At 31.0% G+C, this 20,258-nt stretch carries 18 protein-coding genes; 15 read left to right on the top strand and 3 right to left on the bottom strand.

Annotated elements, in window-relative coordinates; all coding sequences use genetic code 11:
* Positions 1-17 precede the first annotated feature (17 nt).
* Both J2Z76_RS01625 and rbsK read left to right on the top strand, forming a co-directional pair.
* The gene (locus tag J2Z76_RS01625) at positions 18-965 is read left to right on the top strand and encodes a nucleoside hydrolase (RefSeq protein WP_209510235.1); all 948 of its coding nucleotides are present in this window, start codon (positions 18-20) and stop codon (positions 963-965) included.
* A gap of 29 nt (positions 966-994) precedes the next feature.
* Complete coding sequence (rbsK, locus tag J2Z76_RS01620; protein ID WP_209510234.1) at positions 995-1,891, top strand: ribokinase; 897 nt, start codon at positions 995-997, stop codon at positions 1,889-1,891.
* 73 nt (positions 1,892-1,964) lie between these two features.
* Here the strand turns inward: rbsK and J2Z76_RS01615 are convergent, their stop codons facing one another.
* Together J2Z76_RS01615 and J2Z76_RS01610 are read right to left on the bottom strand one after the other, a co-directional pair.
* Positions 1,965-2,165 carry a cold-shock protein gene (locus J2Z76_RS01615; protein ID WP_209510233.1) on the bottom strand — a complete coding sequence of 67 codons (201 nt, stop codon included), beginning with the start codon at positions 2,163-2,165 and terminating at the stop codon, positions 1,965-1,967.
* 162 nt (positions 2,166-2,327) lie between these two features.
* Complete coding sequence (locus J2Z76_RS01610) at positions 2,328-2,528, bottom strand: cold-shock protein (protein WP_209510232.1); 201 nt, start codon at positions 2,526-2,528, stop codon at positions 2,328-2,330.
* 297 nt (positions 2,529-2,825) lie between these two features.
* Here J2Z76_RS01610 and J2Z76_RS01605 point away from each other — a divergent pair, with 297 nt between their 5' ends.
* Complete coding sequence (locus tag J2Z76_RS01605; RefSeq protein WP_209510231.1) at positions 2,826-3,812, top strand: LCP family protein; 987 nt, start codon at positions 2,826-2,828, stop codon at positions 3,810-3,812.
* 62 nt (positions 3,813-3,874) lie between these two features.
* Complete coding sequence (locus J2Z76_RS01600; protein WP_209510230.1) at positions 3,875-4,852, top strand: LCP family protein; 978 nt, start codon at positions 3,875-3,877, stop codon at positions 4,850-4,852.
* 77 nt (positions 4,853-4,929) lie between these two features.
* Here J2Z76_RS01600 and J2Z76_RS01595 read toward each other — a convergent pair whose 3' ends face one another.
* Positions 4,930-5,631, bottom strand: coding sequence for a gamma-glutamyl-gamma-aminobutyrate hydrolase family protein (locus J2Z76_RS01595; protein ID WP_209510229.1), 702 nt, complete (start codon positions 5,629-5,631; stop codon positions 4,930-4,932).
* Between the two features lie 271 nt (positions 5,632-5,902).
* On the opposite strand from J2Z76_RS01595, the gene J2Z76_RS01590 reads away from it, so the two are divergent.
* The 11 genes from J2Z76_RS01590 to J2Z76_RS16945 all read left to right on the top strand — a co-directional run bounded on the left by J2Z76_RS01590 (position 5,903) and on the right by J2Z76_RS16945 (position 20,026).
* Positions 5,903-7,762 carry a sigma-54 interaction domain-containing protein gene (locus J2Z76_RS01590; protein ID WP_245210266.1) on the top strand — a complete coding sequence of 620 codons (1,860 nt, stop codon included), beginning with the start codon at positions 5,903-5,905 and terminating at the stop codon, positions 7,760-7,762.
* A 619-nt stretch (positions 7,763-8,381) separates the two neighbouring features.
* The gene (locus J2Z76_RS01585; protein WP_209510228.1) at positions 8,382-10,307 is read left to right on the top strand and encodes a peptide ABC transporter substrate-binding protein; all 1,926 of its coding nucleotides are present in this window, start codon (positions 8,382-8,384) and stop codon (positions 10,305-10,307) included.
* Positions 10,308-10,431: 124 nt separating this feature from the next.
* On the top strand, positions 10,432-11,373 hold the full coding sequence (locus tag J2Z76_RS01580; protein WP_245210265.1) for an ABC transporter permease: 942 nt from the start codon (positions 10,432-10,434) through the stop codon (positions 11,371-11,373).
* Positions 11,373-12,341: an ABC transporter permease gene (locus J2Z76_RS01575; protein ID WP_209510227.1), complete on the top strand. Its 969-nt coding sequence runs from the start codon at positions 11,373-11,375 to the stop codon at positions 12,339-12,341. The genes J2Z76_RS01580 and J2Z76_RS01575 overlap by 1 nt, the downstream gene beginning before the upstream one ends.
* Before the next feature lie 12 nt (positions 12,342-12,353).
* The gene (locus J2Z76_RS01570; RefSeq protein WP_209510226.1) at positions 12,354-13,433 is read left to right on the top strand and encodes an ABC transporter ATP-binding protein; all 1,080 of its coding nucleotides are present in this window, start codon (positions 12,354-12,356) and stop codon (positions 13,431-13,433) included.
* Positions 13,426-14,358 carry an ATP-binding cassette domain-containing protein gene (locus tag J2Z76_RS01565; RefSeq protein WP_209510225.1) on the top strand — a complete coding sequence of 311 codons (933 nt, stop codon included), beginning with the start codon at positions 13,426-13,428 and terminating at the stop codon, positions 14,356-14,358. The genes J2Z76_RS01570 and J2Z76_RS01565 overlap by 8 nt, the downstream gene beginning before the upstream one ends.
* Before the next feature lie 93 nt (positions 14,359-14,451).
* A complete protein-coding gene (gene lysA, locus J2Z76_RS01560) occupies positions 14,452-15,732 on the top strand; it encodes a diaminopimelate decarboxylase (RefSeq protein ID WP_209510224.1) in 1,281 nt (426 codons plus the stop codon).
* A 125-nt stretch (positions 15,733-15,857) separates the two neighbouring features.
* Entirely contained in the window at positions 15,858-17,012 is a 1,155-nt protein-coding gene (alr, locus tag J2Z76_RS01555) for an alanine racemase (protein ID WP_245210264.1), read from the top strand.
* A gap of 18 nt (positions 17,013-17,030) precedes the next feature.
* Positions 17,031-18,212, top strand: coding sequence for a M20 metallopeptidase family protein (locus J2Z76_RS01550; protein ID WP_209510222.1), 1,182 nt, complete (start codon positions 17,031-17,033; stop codon positions 18,210-18,212).
* 32 nt (positions 18,213-18,244) lie between these two features.
* The gene (locus J2Z76_RS01545; RefSeq protein ID WP_209510221.1) at positions 18,245-19,039 is read left to right on the top strand and encodes a M55 family metallopeptidase; all 795 of its coding nucleotides are present in this window, start codon (positions 18,245-18,247) and stop codon (positions 19,037-19,039) included.
* 72 nt (positions 19,040-19,111) lie between these two features.
* Positions 19,112-20,026 (top strand): S66 peptidase family protein, encoded by a 915-nt coding sequence (locus tag J2Z76_RS16945; protein ID WP_209510220.1) that lies wholly within the window; start codon positions 19,112-19,114, stop codon positions 20,024-20,026.
* The last annotated feature ends 232 nt before the right edge of the window (positions 20,027-20,258 follow it).

The following is a 20,258-nucleotide window of genomic DNA, read 5'->3' as shown; positions in this document are numbered from 1 at the left end:
AGAGATTGGAGATAAAAATGAAAAAAAGAAATATTATTATAGATTGCGACCCAGGAATTGATGATATTATAGCTCTATCTTTTGCAATAGCAAATGAGGATAAGCTTAATATTCTTGGGATAACTACAGTTGCAGGAAATCAAAGTATCGAAAAGGTAACCTCTAACACTCTTAAATTGATATCATTTTTTAACAAAGATATTAAGATTGCTAAAGGACAAAAAGGTCCTTTGCTAAGAGAAAAATGTGTAGTGAGCAAAGTACATGGAGAAAATGGTATGGGTGATTATGAATTGCCAGAACCTAAAATTCAGTTAAGTTCGGACAATGCTATAACATTTTTAAGAGATACTATTTTAAACTGTGAAGATATGGTTACTTTAGTTCCGATTGGACCACTTACAAACATAGCTCTTCTAATTAAAACTTTTCCAGAGGTAGTGGAGAAAATAGAGCTTTTATCTATAATGGGAGGTTCTACAGATGTAGGTAATTATACTCCTTCAGCTGAATTTAATGTGTGGGCTGATCCAGAGGCGGCAAACATTGTGTTTAAATCTGGAATACCAATAGTTATGAGTGGATTAAATGTTACTCACACAACTGGATTATATAGAGAAGATGTGGATAGTCTGTTAAAAAGTAATGGTAAAGTTACTCATATGTGTGGAAAAATCTTGGATTTTTATTTCAAAGGGGATCATGTTAATAATGGAAAATTTACACCAATACATGATGCTTGTAGCATAATGTATCTGCTATATCCAGAAATATACAAATATAGACATATGAAAGTAGAAGTAGATTGTTCAGAAGGATTAAATAGGGGAAATACAGTCGCCGATGTTAGAGATTGGGTTAATTATGATGAAACATATCCAAAAGTTCTGTTAGAGGTAGATTCTGATAAATTTACAGAAATTTTACTTAGTGAATTATATAAATTAGATAACATAATGAAATAATTTTTGTATTTCTAGAACTGGAGGTTTTTATGAGAAAAGTAGTAGTTATAGGAAGTATAAATGTAGACATGGTTTTCACTTCATCAATCAGGCCAAATGCAGGGGAAACAGTTCTTGGACAAAATTTTTATACTATACCAGGTGGAAAAGGTGCAAACCAAGCTGTAGCTGCCAGTAAATTAGGATCGAGCAGCTATATGATAGGGTGTGTTGGTTCTGATGGTAACGGTGACTTCTCTATACAAAATTTGAAAGAAATGAATGTCGATATTACTTGTATAGAAAAAATAAATAGTGTACCAACAGGTGTAGCAAATATTGTTGTGGCTGAAGGTGACAATAGCATAATAGTAGTACCGGGATCAAATTATAAATTAACTAAAGAAATTATAAATAAAAATAAATATGTGATACAAGACGCTGATATAGTTTTAATACAGCTTGAGATACCAGTTGAAGTTGTGGAATATACTGTAGAATTATGCAAGAAGTATAATATAAAAGTTATGCTTAATCCAGCGCCAGCTTTAAAACTGAGTGATAATTTAATTCAAAATTCCACATATATAACTCCTAATGAACATGAGTTAAAAATAATTTTTGGAAAAGATAATTCGGAAAATACAGATGATATATTAAGACAATATCCAAACAAGTTAATTGTAACTATGGGATCAAAAGGTGTTAAATACTTTGACGGAGAAGAAATTAGAATTATTCCTGCTTATAAGGTTGATATATTAGATACTACTGGTGCTGGAGATACATTTAATGGCGGATTAGCGTCAGCATTAGTAAGAGGTGAAAATCTTGAAGAAGCAATTAAGTTTGCTAATAAGGCAGCTGCATTATCAATAACGAAGCTTGGAGCGCAAAGTGGAATGCCAACACTTGAACAATTAGAGAACTTAGAAGATTTATTTTAAAAATTATAATAAAAACAAGACACATATTTTTTAGAAATATGTGTCTTGTTGTATTAATGTGATAGATTTTGGACTAAGCTACAGATACATTAGCTGCTTGAGGTCCACGAGCACCTTCAACTACTTCGAAAGTAACTTTTTGGCCTTCTTCTAAAGTTTTAAAACCATTAGAAACGATTGCTGAAAAATGAACAAATACATCTTTTCCTTCATCACTAGAAATAAATCCAAATCCTTTTGCTGAATCAAACCACTTAACTGTTCCTGTTTTCATTAAAACCCTCCAAATTTTTTTAAAATATAGTTTTGTGTTACTTAATGAAAAAGAACTACATCTTAGTAGTTCTTTACATGTTTCCTTGAAATACCAATATTAATATATGTATGACAACAATCTATATTAAAATTTATTATTTCTCCTAAACAAAAAGCACAACTACGCTAAAGTAACGTTGCTTGCTTGAGGTCCTTTTTGGCCGTCAACGATCTCAAAATTAACTTTTTGACCTTCTTCCAAGGTTTTGAAGCCATCTATCATTATTGCAGAGAAGTGTACGAATACATCATTTCCATCATCGCAAGAGATAAATCCAAAACCTTTCTTAGAATCAAACCATTTAACTGTTCCTGTTTTCATTAAAAAAATCCTCCGATATTAAAAATATACCATGATTGTAACAGCTTTTTAGAAAAAATGCAATACATATTTATTAAAAAAGTTAAAAAAAATTCTAGATTGTTACATGTGCTGGTATGAGTAAATAAAAAAAATACATGACCAAATGAAAATGTTTTTCGTGAATGGGAAAAGGTGAGTAAAAATGAATATTTATAAATTTAGCGTTAATGAAATTTAAATTTGAAAAAGCTGAAAAAAAATGATATAATAATACGATTTTATATTAAAAGATATTACATACTAAAGGAAGAGGAAATGATAAAACACTTTTTAAAGATATTTTTATCGTCAATTGTTTTATTTGTAGTTTTGATGAGTGTAACAGTGCTGGGATATATTTTATTTGTTGATAAGGATATTGTTGTTGGCATAGTTAAAGGTATAAATGTAGATATAAGTAGTGATAATAATGATTTGCTTTCATCTACATATGATTACAACACTGCCTTTGGTAGAATTGTAAAAAAAAGTAAAAGGATTAATGTCCTTGTTGTTGGTCTTGAAAGTTTGAGAACTGACACCATTATGGTAGCAAGTTATGATTCAGAAGAAAAAATTGCAGATCTTATATCAATTCCAAGAGATACATATTACCCTAGGGATAATGATAGGCCAGATTCGAAAAAAATAAATGCAGTATATGCTCAAGAAGGAATAGAAGGACTAACAAATGCAGTTCAGGAAATATTGGGGATTCCTATTGAAAAACATGTTATTTTTGATTATGCTGGTGTTGTATCATGCATTGATATTATAGGTGGAGTTGAAGTAAATGTTCCTTTTCATATGCAGTATAGTGACCCGTATGATGATCCTCCACTTAATATAGATATACCAGAGGGATTACAAATATTAGATGGGGAAAAATCGCTAAAATTTTTGAGATTTAGAAAAGGATATGCTAATCAAGATCTGGGTAGAATAGAAGCACAGCAACAGTTTATTAAATCAGCAGCAAAAAGAGTTTTGAGTATTAAATTGCCTGCTGTAATAAAGGAAGCGTATTCTAATGTCCAAACAAATTTTTCTCTTAACGAACTTTTGAGCTTGGCAGGAAAAGTTATAGGTTTCACAACTGATAACATTAGCGTACAAGTATTGCCTGGCGAGGAAACACCATTAGAAGGACTATCGTTTTATATACCAAATGTCGATGGTATAAAAAAAATTGCATATGATATGTATGGTATGAACAATGGCGAAGAAAATCAAGAAAATCAAGGTACTTCCGAAAACAATTGAAATATAAAGGCAACTATGATATAATTTTTTTTATTTACTTACTGAAAGGTGGACCACATGAAATGAATCAGTTTTTTAAAGTTTTTTTTGTATCATTACTAATTTTTTCTATGGTTGTATTTACAGGGATTTTTACATATGTTAAGTTCTTTAACCCGGAGGGAATAGCAATAGAGGTTCCTAATAAAGATTCCGATATTGACAATAAAGATGACATCACGGAGTTTGATACTCCATTAGAAAAGGCTATGAAGAAAAGTAAGAGGGTAAATGTTTTGCTTTTGGGACTTGAGGGGTATAGATCAGATACCTTAATGATAGCAAGTTATGATAGAATTAATAAAAAGGTAGATATTATATCTGTTCCTAGAGACACATATTATCCAAGAGAAGGATATGCTAAATATTCTGAATTCATGAAAATAAATTCAATTTATGGAACAGATGAAAATAGACAACAAGCTGTAATGGAAGCAGTAGAAGATTTGACAAAAATACCAATAGACAAATATGTATCTATTGATTATGAAGGTGTAAGAGCAGCAGTAGATGCTGTAGGTGGAGTTGAATTTAATGTTCCTTTTCATATGAAGTATACTGATCCATATGATACACCACCATTATATATAAATATTAATGCAGGTAATCAAATAATTTATGGCGATAAAGCTATGGAATTTTTGCGATTTAGAAAAGGTGACCCAGGATATCCTGGATATATTGAGGGTGATGTAGGAAGAATAGAGACACAACAGGAATTTGTGAAATCTGCAATAGGAAAAGCCTTAAGTCTTAAACTTCCTAGTGTAATTAATTCTGTATATCCTTATGTAAAAACTAATTTTACATTAACAGAGCTTTTGGGACTTGGAGGCGATGCTATAGGTTTTTCAAAAGAAAACATTAATACGACGATAATGCCGGGAACTGCTAAATATATGGGCGGGTTATCCTTTTATATCCCAGATGGGGAAGAAATAACAAAGTTGTTGTATAAACTTTATGGTGTACAACTAACTGATGAAACAGAAAATGAATAAATACAAACAATGGAATAAAGTATATAAGAGCTAAATACCCATATGTAAAATAATATGGGTATTTTTAGTTTATTCAGTTATCTGCATTCATTAACAAATTTATTAAAAATTAAAAGTGCTTCTTTGTGAATACTATTTAATATTTCAGGATGCCATTGTACACCTAATATAAATATATCACCTGCATATTCAATAGCCTCAATAATACCATCACTAGTTCTAGCTGATATGATAAAATCAGGCGCAGGTTCCTTGATAGATTGATGATGATATGAGTTTGTATAAATTGAATTTGACTGAAAAATACCATGAATTATTGTATTGGGTACCAATGAAACTTTATGAAAATATGATGAAAGTGGGGTTGGGCTTAACTGTTTGTGGCATATGTGATTTTCTACTTGAGTGTTTAAATCTTGAAAAATACTGCCTCCAGCAGCTATGTTTATAATTTGTGCCCCTCTGCAAATACCGATGATGGGGATTTTTTTTTGAAAAGCTTTTTTACAAATCTCAATTTCAAATGCATCCCTATCTGGGCATATAGGACCAATGTTTTTATGGGGATCCTCATTTAATAATAAGGGATTTATATCCCCGCCTCCAGCAAAGTAAATTCCATCAATAATTGATAAATAATCATTTATGCTATTGATATCATATGGAATAATCAATGGCGTTCCACCAGCTTCAACTATAACTTGTACATCGCATGAATTTAAATTATAACTGTTGTTCAAAGCACTAATACTACTTACTATTCCTATTTTGGGTTTCATTTTACCCTCCTTGACCATATAATTAATTTGAATTATATTATAAATTATAAATAATTACAACTATTATAATATAATAATTAGTAAGCATTTAAGTGACAGTTCTCTGTTTTAAAATGAGGATTAGTAGCTAAAATTATAGAAAGAATAGATATAAATATTGTAAAATGTAAAGGTATAAAAAACATTTATAAACCATTATTAGATTGACTATAGGTGGAAATAATAATACAATTAGAATAGACAAGTATATTCAAGAAGAGGAGTGTATAATTTGTTTGAAACAGATAGCTACGTTAAAAAGTTTACAGATATGATGTCTGAAGGTTTTATATTTATAGATAATAAAGGAAAAATTCAAATATATAACAATAAAGCAAAAGAGATATTTGGTATTTCTTACAATTATGATGTTAGTCATAATTCCGGTAAAATTGAAAAAGGAGATATTATTGTTATTGGTGACAATTGCATAGGTAAAGATGATGCAAATCTTACTCCTGAGGCATTGAGTTGTATTGGTATATTCGATAATAAAATACAGAGCGGTGATGCGATAGTTGCAGTTGGAATATTTGGGGGGAATGAAGTCCCAGTTTATGAATATATAAAACCAGATTATGATTCTGTAAAATTGAAATTAGATTGCAATTATGCTAATGAGGACATAAAATGTAGCATTGATTTTAAAGACAGGGTAATAAATATACAGGTTAATAAGGAAGAATATTTACTTCGCTATATAAATTGTTTTGGACATATTGTAGTCCTGGATGGTAAAACTAAAAAAATGAAATTCTACCAAACACATGGTTATACTGCAAGGGGAGAAGGTATTTTTGATTTATTAAAAGGAAAAGAGTTTAGAGCGAAAGGAGAAACATCTGATTTTTTTAATGTAATAGGTAAAGATATATTTGAAATACATAAGGGTAATATTACGGCACAAGAATTTTTTGATGCAGCAACTGGAAAAAATATTAGCTATGTTAATGAATTTAAAGAAATAAATGGTAGACCAACTATTTGTACTCTTTCTCCAGTAAATAAAAATGGTGTAAGAGTTGGTGCTGCACTAAAAGTTGATGATATATCTGAAGTAAAAAAAGTTATTAGAGAGCGGGATGAAGCTCTTTATAATCTAGAACAGATGGAAAGAAAGCTAAGTGAAGAGTTAGATATACGAAAGCTATTGCCGGAAATTGTTGGTGAAAGTAAAGAAATAACTAATGTCATGAAGCTAGCGATAAAAGCTACTAGAACTAATTCAACAGTTTTAATATTAGGTGAAAGTGGAACAGGAAAAAGCATACTAGCTAAAGCAATACATGATAACAGTAAAAATAAAGATAATCCATTTATTCATGTAAATTGTGGTTCTATTCCAGAAACATTGCTTGAAAGTGAATTATTTGGTTATGAGGGAGGAGCTTTTACAGGCGCGAAAGTTGTAGGGAAGGTAGGCCTGTTTGAATTAGCTCAAGGAGGAACTATATTTTTAGATGAAATAGGAGAAATATCAACATTTTTGCAAGTAAAGCTTTTACAAGTGCTTCAGGATAGAACATTTTACAAAGTAGGAGGAAATAAAAGTATAAAAGTTGATGTGAGGATTATTGCAGCAACAAACAAAAACTTAGAGAAAGAAATATTATTGGGAAATTTCAGAGAAGATTTATATTATAGAATAAATGTATTTCCAATTTGGATACCACCATTAAGAGATAGAAAGAGCGATATATATCCTTTGGTAAGAAATACCTTACCTAAAATTTGCACTAGAATTGGCTGTGAAGAAAAAAGAATATCGGTAGAGGCTATTAGTGTGTTAACAGACTATAACTGGCCTGGAAATGTAAGAGAACTTGAAAATATTCTTGAAAGAGCAATTAATTTAACTGAGGGAAACATAATTATGTCTACACATTTAGCAATTAGTAAATCAAATGATGAAGAAATAAATAAAAAAGAAGAGATAAAACCGCTAAAAGATAGCATATGTGATGTAGAAAAAAAAGCAATAGAGGAAGCAATAATATATAGTCATGGAGATAAAAAGTTAGCCATGAATTTATTAAAAATTTCTAAGACAAGTTTTTACGAAAAATTAAAAAAGTATAATTTGAGCAAATAATATTACGGAAAAAGGGAATCGGTACTTAAAATAGGAATATATATAAATGGAAATTTTTAATCGCGGAATTTACAATATACAGTCATTTTTTTTATTATAATTAAGTAATTGTAATTTTTGAGAGACTAATTATTACGTATATTCGGAATGGAAAAATGTTTTCCTAATAAAGTAGAACAGCAACAATAACCGTTCGCATTTAAAACGTTCAAAGATGAATGATATATGAAATTTTAAAAAGCATGTCTATATTGGCATGCTTTTTGCATATTAAATATTTACCATAAATAACAACGAAGTCATATATTATTATTGGTATGTGTTAATTTGTTGATATTTTTATTATCTATAAGTAATTAGTTATAAAGAAGGAGGGACATGCTTGGATTAAGAAATAATCAGTGCAAACGATTGTTTATTATAAATTTAAATTTCAAGTAAAATATAGTCAATCATATATCTGTTATATTGTTAATAAGATATATAGTAAAAGAGTGTATATAAATATTTATTATATGTTTGTAGTAAATATATTATATAAAATAAAATTTTATTATAGGGTTGTTGGAAATCTGAATTAAGGTTTTTGACAATACATTATACTATTTAGGAGGATAAAATGAAAAAAGTTATTTCTTTGTTGTTAGTATTAACTTTGATATTAACAGCATGCTCAGGCGGAACATCAAATACAGATCAAACACCATCAGCGGAGGCGCCATCTCAAACAGGTGAAAGTGCTCCCACGGATGATATAACTGAGGGAGGAAGATATGCTTCTGAACAGGTTTATAAAACAGTCTATTCAGAAGAAGTTACTTCAATAAACTATTTAAAAACTGCTACAAATGTTGATCAACTTATAGTAGCAAATTTGGTTGATACATTAGTAGATTATAATCAATATGGAATTGTTCAGCCTGGTTTAGCAGAAACATGGAATGTGTCAGACGATGGATTAACTTGGACCTTTAATTTAAGAAAAGGTGTTAAGTGGGTTGATTTTGAAGGAAATGAAGTAGCGGAAACTACTGCTAATGACTTTGTGGATGCAGCTAAATATTTATTGACACCAGTAAATGAGTCAGCTACTGCAAATTTATTTTATGGAGTAATAAAGAATGCAGAAGCATATTTTAATGGAGAAATAACTGATTTCGCAGAAGTTGGAGTTAAGGCTGTAGACGAGTATACCTTAGAATATACATTAAAAGAGCCAGTTCCTTACTTTGAGTCAATGTTAACATATGTATGTTTCTTTCCAGTATATGGACCATTCATAGAAGAAATGGGAGATGTTTTTGGTACTAGCAACTCAACATTATTATATAACGGTGCATATATTCTTTCAGATTTCGAACCACAAATGCAAAGAATACTTACTAAAAACCCAACATATTGGGATGCAGATAATATATTTATAGTAGAATTGAATTATAAATATAACAAAGAAAAAACAGCACTTGCTGGTGAAATGTATAAGCGTGGTGAAATTTCACATGTTATTATTCCTCCGTCAAGTCTTGACGAATGGATGAGTAATCCTGAGTTAGCTAATCAAGTTAGACCGGATAAATTAGGTTCATATACTTACTTCTATACATTTAACTTTAATCCTAAATTTGATGAAGAATATCAGCCAGAAAATTGGAAGATAGCAGTTAATAATTCTAATTTCCGTAAATCCATAATGTCAGGATTTAATAGAATTGCAACTATGACAACTGAAGATCCAATTAATCCTGAATATAGAATTATAAACACTATCACACCTCCAGACTTTGCTTCGCAAAGTGGCTTAGATTTTACACAAACAGCAAACTTAAAAGCAATAACAGATAAGGAAATTTTTAATGAAACTGAAGCTTCATCATTCAGAGATAAGGCAAAAGAAGAGCTTACTCAAGCAGGTGCAACTTTCCCTGTAAAAATATTAATGCCTTATAACACAGATTCAACTTACTGGGCTAACGAAGCTCAAGTTTTAAAGCAACAATTAGAAACACTACTTGGTACGGATTATATTGAGATAACATTAATGCCACATGCTCCTACTGGATTCCTTGATGGAACAAGGAGAGCCGGTAATTATTCAATAATGAAAGTTAACTGGGGACCAGATTATGCTGACCCACAAACATATACAGATCCATTCCGTCGTGGTGGTAATTATAATTTCCCTGAATATACTACAGATGTAGATACTGATGGCAAAAATCTGTATGAAGTATACGAGGGAATAGTTAATGAAGCTAAAAGTGAATATACAGACCTAGCAAAGCGTTATGAATTATTTGCAAATGCAGAAGCAATGCTAATAGATAATGCATTTGTTATACCATACAATGTAAGTGGTAGTGAAGGATATGTTGCTTCTAAAATTCATCCATTTGAAATGCCGTTTTCTTCATTTGGAATATCTACATTAAGATGGAAGGGTCAGAAATTACTTGCAAAACCTATGAATACTGAAGAATTTTATGCTTCTAGGACTGAATGGCAGGAAAAACGAGCTGCCGCTTTAAAAGAAGCAGCTAAAAAATAAGTATATAATTAAGCGGGGCTTATATGGCCCCGTTTTCATTAATAAAATAGTTCTAAAGTACAAAAATATTAATATTGACATTCATTATTTAACATAACGAGTTAGAAGGGTAGGTGTTTATAATTTGAAATATTATTTAATTAGACTGTTGAGGTCTGTCTTAACATTATTAATCGTAGTAACAGTAGTGTTCTTACTCATGCGTATGATGCCTGTAGAAGGTTATTTTGGGACAAATTATGACAAGTTAGATGAACTTCAAAAACAAGCAAAATTAGAAAATTTAGGTCTTCTAGATCCTTGGTATATACAATTAAAAGATTTTTATGTTTCACTTCTTCATGGAGATTTAGGACAATCAATTACCTATAGACCAAAGGTAGCAATATCAACAATAATTGGTAGCAAGTTTTTAGTATCTCTACGATTTGGATTAGCTTCGCTTTCACTGTCGTTGGTATTAGGATTAAGTATGGGTATACTTATGGCCAGGAGTAAAGGAAAAATTTGGGATAAATTAGGAACTGGATATGTGGTAGGTGCAAATGCAGTTCCGGCAGTAATTTATTATCTTTTGATACAGGTATTTGTAACTAAATGGCTGGATTTACCACTGTTATATGAAAAGGTTAATATGCTGAGTTGGATACTTCCGGTAATATGTCTATCCTTAGTGAGTACAGCATATTATGCCATGTGGATTAGACGATATATGGTAGATGAATTAAATAAAGATTATATAAGGTTGGCGAGAGCAAAAGGATTAAGAAACAAAACTATTATGATAAAACATGTAATGCGAAATGCATTTGTACCAATGGCGCAATATTTACCAGCATCAATACTTTACACCATATCAGGTTCTATTTATGTTGAATCATTATTCTCAATACCAGGAACTGGTGGACTTTTAGTAACAGCAATTCAAAGGCAGGATAATACTTTAGTTCAAGCATTAGTTTTAGTATATTCTTCTATAGGAATTATAGGATTATTGTTAGGCGATATATTAATGGCAACATTTGACCCAAGGATAAAATTACATAATGAAGGGGGTTCAAGATAATGAGCACTAAGACTATAAATAAAATAGCAGACAACATTGATCCCTCACTTTTTGAGTTTGCAGAATATGATGAATCAAAAGCCGAACTCACAGGGTACTCAAATTATTCATTTTGGAGATCTACAATACAGGTGTTTTTAAAAAATAAAGTGGCGGTAGTACTTTTACTAATAGTAGGATTAGTTGTTTTATTTACTTTAGTTCAACCATATTTACCTAATCAAAAGCTGCCAAACAAAATATATCTTGATCCAGCAACTGGATTACAGCTTAGAAATCAATCACCTAATGCTGAATATTGGTTTGGAACTAACTCTATAGGTCAGGATTTGTGGGCGCGTATATGGAGTGGAACTAGGACGTCGCTTTTCATAGGTTTTGCAGTTGGATTATTTGAAGCTTTAGTAGGTATAACAATAGGTGCACTATGGGGCTATGTAAGAAAACTAGATGCAGTAATAACTGAAATTTATAATGTGTGGGATAATATACCTACTACAGTAGTACTAATAATTTTAACATATATTATGAAACCAAGCATACCAACAATTATTTTTGCTATGTGCATGACGGGTTGGTTGGGTATGGCTAGATTTGTAAGAAATCTTATTATAATAATTAGGGATAGAGAATACAATTTAGCATCAAGATGTTTAGGTACACCAACTAGTAGAATTATTACAAAAAACTTATTACCATATTTAGTATCTGTAATTATGCTCAGAATGGCGCTTGCAATACCATTAGCTATTGGTAATGAGGTATTTTTATCATATATTGGTATGGGGTTGCCACTTGATATACCATCACTAGGTAATTTGATTAATGAAGGTAGAATTCTTATGATGTCACCTGCACTTAGGTATCAGTTGTTGTTTCCAGCAGCGGTAATTTCTATAGTAACAGTTTCATTTTATGTAATAGGTAACGTGTTTGCAGATTCTGCTGACCCGAGAAATCATGTATAGGAGGTGCAGATTATGAAGCATAAGGCTACTGAAGAAATATTAAATGGTGAAATAGTTTTATCTGTTGATGAAATTGTAATTAAATTTAATTTAAGGGGAAAAGAACTAACAGCTATAAGAGGGGCATCTTTAGATTTGCACAAAGGTGAAAGTTTAGCAATAGTTGGAGAATCCGGTTCAGGTAAGTCTGTTTTCACTAAATCATTCATGGGATTGTTAGATTCTAATGGTAGAATTGAATCTGGGACAATAATGTATAAGGGTGATAATTTAGCAAAATTCAAAACAGAAGACGATTGGATTAAAATTAGAGGAAAAGAAATAGCTATGGTGTTTCAAGACCCTATGACATCTCTTAATCCTCTGAAAACTATAGGTAAACAGGTACAAGAATCAATTGAACTACACCAAAATTTAAAAGGTGAAGAAGCAAAAAAACTTGCAATAGATATATTATCAGATGTAGGTATTTCAGACTCTGAAAAAAGATTTAAGCAATATCCACATGAATTTTCAGGAGGTATGCGACAAAGGGTTGTTATTGCAATAGCAGTGGCTTGTAATCCAAATATACTTATATGCGATGAACCTACAACTGCTCTTGATGTTACAATTCAAGCACAAATTTTGCAACTTCTGAAAAATTTACAAAAAAAGTATGATTTAACAATAATATATATAACACATGACCTTGGTGTTGTTGCGAATGTAGCTGATAGAATTGCAGTAATGTATGCAGGAGATATAATTGAATTAGGAACAGCAGATGAAGTGTTTTTTGATCCAAAGCATCCATACACATGGGCATTATTATCATCATTACCTCAGTTGGGTATTAAGGGTGAACCCTTATATTCTATTAAAGGAACACCACCAAATCTATTTAAAGAAATAGTAGGGGATGCATTTGCTCCTAGAAATCCAAAGGCATTAAAGATTGATTTTGTTAAAAGACCTCCATACTTTGAAGTTACACCTACACATAAGGCACGTACATGGTTGTTGGACCCAAGGTCACCAAAAATTGAGCCACCAGCTATGATTCTTAAAATGAGAGAAATGGATGAAAAGTGGGGTGTAAGTAATGAATAAAAGAGAAAAATTATTAGAAGTAAAAAACTTAAAAGTAGAGTTTGGTAAAAAAAACAATAAGTTTGTTGCAATAAATGATGTTAGCTTTAATATTTATAAAGGGGAGACATTTGGACTTGTAGGGGAATCTGGCTCTGGAAAAACAACTATCGGCAGGGCTATTATAAGAATTAATCCTGTTTCAGGTGGAGAAATATTATATAATGGAAAACCAATAAGTGGAAAAATAGACGATGACTTAGATAAAGAAATAACTAAAAAAATTCAGATGATTTTTCAAGATCCTATGGCTTCATTAAATGAGAGAGCGAAAGTTGACTATATAGTTTCAGAAGGATTATATAACTTGAAAAATTATGGATCTGAAGAAAATAGAAAAAAAATAGTGGAACAAGCACTTTTAGAAGTAGGATTGCTACCTGAATTTGCAAGCAGATTTCCACATGAATTTTCAGGAGGACAAAGACAGCGTATAGGTATAGCAAGGGTTTTAGTTATGGAACCAGAACTTGTTATTGCAGATGAACCTATATCTGCTCTGGATGTTTCTATTAGAGCACAGGTAATTAACCTTTTATCAGATTTGCAGGAAAAGAAAGGCTTGACTTATTTATTCATTGCACATGATTTGTCTGTAGTAAGGTTTATTTCAGATAGGATAGCAGTAATTCATAAAGGAAAAATAGTAGAATTAGCAGAGACGGAAAAGCTATTTGCAAATCCTCTTCATCCATATACAAGATCTCTGTTATCTGCAATACCAACACCGAATCCTAGACTAGAGAAAAATAAGAAAATTGAAATATATGATCCTAGCTGTCATAAGTATGAAGATAATCCACCATCGTGGGTTGAAATTGAGCCAGAACATTTTATATTAGCAAATGAAATTGAGTTAGAGCAATATAAGCGAATGATTAAGTAAAAAGAAATGTTTTGTAATAATTAAATCAAAAGCTGTTAAGCTATTTGTTTTTAGAAGTTTAAGTAATTTTATATAAAGCGTGAGGAAAATATTATGAATAGACAAGTTAAAAACGGAATATTGTATTTTGACGGATGCAATACATTAGAATTAGCTGAGAAATATGGAACACCATTGTATGTTATCTCAGAAAATGCGGTGGTCAAAAAGTGCAAAGAAATTAAAGATACATTTTTACAAAAGTATGAAAGAACTAGAGCTGCATACGCTGCTAAGGCATTTTTAACTACTACAATGTGCAATATAATTGAAAGAGAAGGTCTTTGTATTGATGTAGTTTCAGGAGGAGAATTATATACAGCAATAAAGGCAAACTTTCCACCTGAGAAAATTGAGTTTAATGGTAATAATAAATCTCTAGTAGAATTAGAGATGGCAATAGACTACAATATAGGCAGAATAATAGTAGATGGACTTGATGAACTAAAACTAATCGAAAGTGTATGTAAAGAAAAAAATAAAAAGGTAAATATTCTTTATAGAATAACACCAGGAGTGAAAAGTGATTCTCATGATTACATTGTAACAGGAAAAAAGGATTCAAAGTTTGGAATTCCATTAGATGATGAAATAATTTTTCCAGCCATAGAACAAGCAATAAAATCAAAGTATGTAAACTTTATGGGTTTTCATTTCCATGTTGGCTCACAGCTTCAAGACAATGCATCACATTTGAAGGCACTTGAAACCTCATTAAAACTAATTAAAGAAACAATAGAAAAATATGATTATATAACACCGGAAATAAATATTGGCGGAGGATTTGGTATCAGGTATACTGAATCAGATGAAAAAAGATCATATTCATATTTTCTGGATCCTATGATGAAAAGGATTGATGAATTCTCAAAAGAAGCAGGTATAACAAGGCCTGAGGTGGTTATTGAACCAGGAAGAAGTATTGTAGGAGAAGCAGGTATAACACTATATACCGTAGGAACAATAAAAGAAATTAAAGGTATAAGAAAATATGTTTCAATTGATGGTGGAATGACGGATAATGTGAGACCAGCATTGTATCAAGCAAAATATGAAGGAATAGTAGCTAATAAAGCAGAAGAACCAAAAACCGATACAGTAACTATATGTGGTAAGTGTTGCGAATCAGGTGATATTCTTATTAAAGATGCAAAGGTAGCGCCATTGCAAAGGGGAGATATTTTCGCCATATTTTCAACTGGTGCATATGGATATAGTATGGCTAGTAATTATAATAAAAATCCATTGCCAGCAGTAGTTCTTGTAAAAGATGGAGAATCTAAAATAATAGTAAAAAGACAAAGTTATGAAGATATGATTAAAAATGAATTATAATAACAATTAACAATAGAAATTAAGCGGTACGCATGATATGTGTACCGCATTTACAACGAAAAAAAATAGATAAACAGATTAAATCAGCTGCTTTACTATATTATATAAGGGAGGGTTTTGATAAATTGGAAAATCAGCCATTGTTACGGGATACAATTATTGAAGTTAATTTAGATAATATTGCATATAACATGAAGAAGATTAAGGAAGTAATTGGTGAAGATATTTTTATTGCTGCAGTTGTAAAAGCTAATGGATATGGACATGGTGCTGTTGATATTGCACCTACTATAATGGAAAATGGAGGCGAGTATTTAGCTGTTGCAACATTAACTGAAGCATTAGAACTTAGAAAAAAATATGAGGATTATAAAATATTTATAATGGGTTATACACCTGATGAATATTTGGACTATGTGGTTAATAATAATATTACACAGACAATTTTTTCTTTAAGTCAAGCTGAAATATTAAATGATTTAGGAAAAAAGAATAGAAAAAAACCCGTAATACATATAAAATATGATACAGGATTTAATAGACTTGGTTTCAGAGATTGTAAAGAAAGTATAGATGAAATTGATGAAATTTTTAAGCTGAAAAACATATATGTAGAAGGAATATTCTCGCATTTTGCTCTAGCAGGAAGAATCGAAGATGACTTACAGTATAATAAATTTGTTGAGGCCGTTAATTTAGTAGAGCAAAGGGGATGGAAATTTAAATTTAAGCATATATGTGATAGTATATCAGGTATAGATTATCCTGAGTTTAGGTTAAATATGATTAGACCTGGCGCTATAATTTATGGTCTTAAATCTTATAAAGATGAAAGCATAATGTTAAAGCAAGCTATGACATTTAAAACAAAAATATATCACATCAAAGCACTTGAAAAGGGCGAGGGTGTAAGCTATGACTATTTTTGGAAGGCAGATAAAAACTGTATAGTTGGAACCCTTCCTTTTGGATATGCAGACGGGTATCCAAGAAATTTAAGAGATAAGGGCATTGTTACAATTCATGGAAAAAAAGCACCTATTATAGGTGTTATATGTATGGATCAATGTATGGTTGACTTAACAGATATTCCGGAAGCGTGTGTTGGTGATGAAGTGATAATATATGGAGATGGTTTAAATAATACACTAGATATTCATCAGATTTCTCAGCTTGCAGCGACTAATAAGAATGAAATTGCATGCAGGATAACAAGAAGAACTCCTAGGGTATATATTAAAGGTGAAAAAGTAGTAAAGGTATCAAACTATTTATTATAAGTAGGAGATTATTATATTATGAATATTAAAAAAAGGGTTAATGAAATTTTTATGGAACTTGTTGATATTAGGAGAGATTTTCATGCACATCCTGAATTAAGTCAAAATGAATTTAGAACATCAGCTAAAATATGTGAGTATCTAGATAACTGGGGAATAGATTATAAACGTGGGGTTGCTGAAACGGGAGTAGTAGGAATAATTAGAGGTAAAAAAAATCAAAAAACAATTGCCTTAAGAGCAGATATAGATGCACTCCCAATATGTGAGAAGAATAATACTTCATATTGTTCAATAAATAATGGAGTAATGCATGCCTGTGGACATGATGCACATGCAACAATCCTTTTAGGGGTTGCAAAGATATTAAAAGAATTGGAAGAAGAAGGTTCTCTCAATGGTAGTGTTAAGCTCTTGTTTCAACCTGCAGAGGAAACAATTGGAGGAGCACAGCGTATGGTAGAAGAAGGATGCATGAAAAACCCTGATGTTGATTATGTCTTAGGTTTGCATGTTATGTCTTACTTAGATGCGGGGAAAGTTGAACTAAAATATGGCAAACTAAACGCATCAACTGACACAATAAAAATTATAGTAAAGGGTAAGTCTGGACATGGAGCATATCCTGATAAAGGAATAGATGCAATTATGATCTCTGGGTATGTAATTACAGCAGTTCAATCACTTGTAAGCAGAAATATATCACCGCTAAATTCAATTGTTCTTTCCCTAGGGACTATCTCCGGTGGAGTAAAAAGCAATGTAATAGCAGATGAAGTTGTAATTAGTGGAACTCTTAGAGCTTTAGATGAAGAAACTAGAAGTTTTTCAAAAAATAGAATTGTAGAGATAGTATCTAATACAGCTAAAGCACTTGGTGGAGATGGGACCGTAACATTCAATGAAGGATATAAGGCTTTAATTAATGATGATGAGGTTATCGATATAGTTAAGGAGAATGCATATAGTCTTTTAGGAAAGGAAAATGTTGTTTTTAAAGATTTTCCGAGCTTAGGTGCAGAGGACTTTTCTTATTTTTTAGATGAAGCTAAGGGAGCATTTTTTCACCTAGGATGTGGTAATTGTAAAAAGGGTATAACATCAAATATTCATTGTGATGATTTCGATATTGATGAAGAGTGCATTAAGACGGGAGTATTTTTGCAAGTAGAAAATGTAATTTCACTATTAAATAAATAACTATTATAATATTTTAATATTAGGAGGATAAAATGAAAGTATATATTAGTGTTGATATTGAAGGTGTAACAGGTGTGACAGCTTGGAGTGAAACAGAGCTTGGTAGTAGTGATTATGAACAATTTGCGCTTCAAATGACAAAGGAAACTGTTGCAGCATGTGAAGGTGCAATAGCAATGGGTGCAAATGAGATATTTATAAAAGATGCCCATGATTCAGCTAGAAACATAGATATCACTAAACTTCCAAGATGCGTTAAATTATGTAGAGGTTGGGCAAATAGTCCTGAGTCAATGATGGCTGGCATTGATGAAACTTTTAATGCTGCAATATTTATAGGTTATCATGCAGGTGCAGGCTATGATGGAAACCCATTATCACATACTATGAATACAAATAATAACTACATAATGGTTAATGGAGAAATGGCATCTGAATTTATACTGAATTCATATGCAGCAGCTAATTATGGTGTGCCTGTAGTATTTATTAGTGGAGATAAAATGCTTTGTGAAACTGCTAAACAATTTAATAATGGAATTGAAACTGTAGCAGTTAAAGATGGTGTAGGGGGAGCTACAATAAGTATCAACCCTGATTATGCGTGTGAGTTAATAAAAGAGGGAGTTAAAAATTCATTAAAGCACATAGAAGCATGCAAAATAGATATACCTGAAAAATTTGAGGTTGAAATAAGTTACAAAGACCATAAAGAGGCAAAGAGAGCTTCTTATTATCCAGGAGTTACTAAAGCTAGTCCGCGTGTTGTTCAATACACTGCAAAAAATATAAATGAATTCATGACTACAAGGATGTTTATATTATAATATTATTTCAGTGTAGGGGCTGTAAATTTAATTTAATATTTTATATTTTAAAAGAACAAAGAGGTGAGTATTGTGGTTTTTCCAAATAAGTTAAAAAAAGGCGACACTATTGCTATAGTGGCACCGTCCTCTCCTGTATCAAAAGAGCAAGCAGATTTGTGCAAAAAACTTGTAGAAGATATGGGATATAAAGTAAAGATGGGTAAATGCGCATATCGTTCTATTCATGGTTATTCAGCTGGTACAGGTAGAGAAAAAGCAGAAGACATAAATGAAATGTTTGCAGACAAAAATATAAAAGCAATTTGGTGTATTAGGGGTGGAGATACAAGCTCTCATATGATGGATAGATTAGATTATGAAATGATAAAAAATAATCCTAAGATTTTTGTTGGATATAGTGATGTGACAAATTTACATGTCGCATTAAATCAAAAATGTGATTTAGTAACTTTTCATGGACCCATGGTTAAATCAAACATGCTAAATAAATATGATTATTTTACTAAAAATAGTTTTGAAAGAGTTTTGAATATGGAAGAAGAATTTATATTAGAAAATCCACCTGGTGAAGATATTAAGGTGATGACAGATGCTTATGAAGAAGGAATTATAGTAGGTGGTAATTTATCATTATTAACATCTATGATTGGAACAGAATATGAAGTAGATACAAAAGGTAAAGTTTTATTCATAGAAGATGTGAATGAATCCGTTGAAAAAATAGACAGAATGATGTATCAAATGAAATATTCAGGAAAATTGAATGATTCAGTTGGAATTGTTATTGGAGACTTTGCAAATTGTCATAATGAAAGTTGCAAATTGTATGGAGTTGATGAACTGATGAAAGATATTTTATCAGATTATAATAAACCAGTTATGTATAACATTAAATCAGGCCACTGCCATCCTATGTCAACAATACCATTAGGATTAAAGTGTATATTGGACACAAAAGAAAAGTTAATTAAATTCAAGAAATAAAATACTATATATGGTGAGTAAAGCAGGTATAGATAGCATTAGATTATTAGGCTCCGATTTTGATAGAATAGATAATAAAAAAACAAGTTACAGTTAATTAATTAACTGTAACTTGTTTTTTAAAAAGAATATTATAATGTTTGATTTAAAAAGAATATTATAATGTTTGATTTGACATATAATGGTACATGGAGTATAATAATCATACTAACAGACTACAGTCGGTATGTAT

The sequence above is a fragment of the Sedimentibacter acidaminivorans genome, assembly GCF_017873955.1.
GTDB lineage: Bacteria > Bacillota > Clostridia > Tissierellales > Sedimentibacteraceae > Sedimentibacter > Sedimentibacter acidaminivorans.
This window is presented reverse-complemented; position numbering and strand designations above follow the sequence as displayed.